Here is a 2,654-nt window from a genome sequence, read left to right on the forward strand (position 1 = left end):
TGGAGGGTTTTGGCGACGATGGAGTGGGTGTCGTTTTTGAAGTAGCGGCGTGCGGCTTGGCGGGTGTCGGAGAAGCCGAAGCCGTCTGCTCCGAGGGAGGCGAAGTCGTTGGGGATGAATTGTCGGATTTGGTCGGGGACGGCTTTCATGTAGTCGGAGACTGCGATGACTGGTCCGGTGTGGCCGTGGAGTTGTTCGGTGATGAAGGGTGTGCGGGTGGGTTGGCCGGGGTTGAGGAAGGCGTGTTCTTCGGCGTCGAGTCCGTCGCGTCGGAGTTCGTTCCAGGAGGTCACGGACCAGACGGTCGCGGCGACKCCCCAGTCGTCGTTGAGGATTTTTTGGGCTTCGAGGGCCCAGGGGACGGACACGCCGGAGGCGAGGATGTTCGCGGTGGGGCGGTTKCYGTTTCCGGTGGTGGCCTCGGGGGCGTSGGCGAGTTGGTAGATGCCTTTGAGGAGCCCGTTGGTGTCGAGGTTTTCGGGTTCGGCGGGTTGGGTGATGGGCTCGTTGTAGACGGTGAGGTAGTACATGACGTTYTTRTCGTCACTGGCCTCGCCGTACATTTGTTCGAGGCCGTGGCGGATGATGTGGCCGATTTCGTAGCCGTAGGCGGGGTCGTAGGTGCGGACGGCGGGGTTGGTGGAGGCCAGGATGGGGGAGTGCCCGTCGGCGTGTTGGAGTCCTTCGCCGGTGAGGGTGGTTCGTCCTGCGGTCGCGCCGATGATGAAGCCGCGGGTCATTTGGTCCGCGGCGGCCCAGAAGGAATCTCCGGTGCGTTGGAAGCCGAACATGGAGTAGAACACGTAGATCGGGACCAGGGGTTCGCCGTGGGTGGCGTAGGCGGTGCCGGCGGCGGTGAATGCTGCGACGGCGCCGGCTTCGTTGATGCCGGGGTGGATCAGTTGGCCTGCGGGTGATTCTTTGTAGGCCAGGACGAGGTCGCGGTCCACGGAGAGGTAGTTCTGGCCTTTGGGGTTGTAGATTTTCGCGGTCGGGAAGAACGCGTCCATGCCGAAGGTGCGGGATTCGTCCGGGACGACGGGCACGAACCGGGCGCCGAAGTTTTTGTCGCGCATGAGGTCTTTGAGGAGCCGGACGAAGGCCATGGTGGTCGCGGCTTGTTGTTTGCCGGATCCGCGTTTGGCGACGTCGTAGGATTTGGCTTCGGGCAGGGTGRCCGGGGTGTGGGTGCGGCGCCGTTCGGGCACGAACCCGCCGAGTTCGGCGCGGCGGTCCATGAGGTATTTGATTTCCGGGGCGTCCATGCCGGGGTGGTAGTACGGGGGCCGGTAAAGGTCGGCGTCGAGCTGGTCATCGCTGATCGGGATGCGCAGGTGGTCACGGAAGGCTTTGAGGTCTTCCATGGTGAGTTTCTTCATTTGGTGGGTYGCGTTGCGGCCCTCGAAGTGCGGGCCCAGGCCGTAGCCCTTGACYGTTTTGGCCAGGATCACGGTGGGTTTGCCCTTGAACTCGGTCGCTGCCTTGTACGCGGCGTAGACCTTGCGGTAGTCGTGACCGCCGCGTTTGAGGCCCCAGATCTGCTCATCGTCCAGGTCCGCGACCATGTCCTTGGTCTGCGGGGACTTRCCGAAGAAGTGCTCACGGACGAACCCGCCGGACTCGGCCTTGTAGGTCTGGTAGTCACCATCGGGGGTTTCGTTCATGATTTTCACCAACGCCCCGTCCTTGTCCGCTTCCAGSAGGGAGTCCCATTCCCGGCCCCAGACGACCTTGATCACGTTCCAGCCCGCACCGCGGAAGAACGCTTCGAGTTCCTGCATGATCTTGCCGTTGCCACGCACCGGCCCGTCCAGGCGCTGGAGGTTGCAGTTGATCACGAAGTTCAGGTTGTCCAGGTTCTCGTTCGCTGCCAGCTGCAGCAGACCACGGGACTCGGGCTCGTCCATTTCCCCGTCACCAAGGAACGCCCAGACCTGCTGGTCCGAGGTGTCCTTGATCCCACGGTTCTGCAGGTACCGGTTGGACTGGGCCTGGTAAATCGCGTTCATCGGGCCGATACCCATCGACACGGTCGGGAATTCCCAGAAATCAGGCATCAACCGCGGGTGCGGGTACGAGGACAACGCRTGCCCGGCCTTGGACTTCTCCTGACGGAACCCGTCCAAATCCTCCTCGSTCAACCGGCCTTCCATGAACGCCCTGGCGTACATCCCCGGAGACGCGTGACCCTGGAAAAACACCTGGTCCCCGCCACTGGGGTGGTCCTTACCGCGGAAGAAATGGTTGAAMCCCACCTCATACAACGTCGCAGCACCGGCATAAGTGGAAATATGCCCACCCACACCAATATCSGAGCGCTGCGCACGATGGACCATCACCGCAGCGTTCCACCGCATATACGCCCGRTACCGGCGCTCGAACTCCTCGTTCCCCGGGAACGGCGCTTCCTGATCCACCGGGATCGTGTTCACATAATCAGTGGTCGTCACCATCGGCACACCCACCGACCGGGCACCAGCACGCTGCAACAACGAACGCATAATGTACTGAGCCCGCTCGGTACCCTGCTCAGCGATCAACGCATCAAGGGACTCAATCCACTCCGCGGTCTCTTCCGGATCACGATCAGGCAGCTGGGCAGTCAACCCGCTGAGGATGTGTGAGGTCTCTTCTCCTGCAGCCACGTCCAACCT

1 protein-coding gene is annotated in these 2,654 nt (G+C 62.5%); it reads right to left on the reverse strand.

Annotation, left to right across the window (positions count from 1 at the left end):
- Nucleotides 1-2,645, reverse strand: a 2,645-nt coding sequence (gene aceE, locus AB4Y81_RS21465; RefSeq protein ID WP_441996926.1) for a pyruvate dehydrogenase (acetyl-transferring), homodimeric type, incomplete at its 3' end; no start/stop codon positions are given.
- Nucleotides 2,646-2,654 lie beyond the last annotated feature (9 nt).

This window comes from Paenarthrobacter sp. TAF1 (genome assembly GCF_052113825.1).
In the GTDB taxonomy this organism is placed as follows: domain Bacteria; phylum Actinomycetota; class Actinomycetes; order Actinomycetales; family Micrococcaceae; genus Arthrobacter; species Arthrobacter nicotinovorans.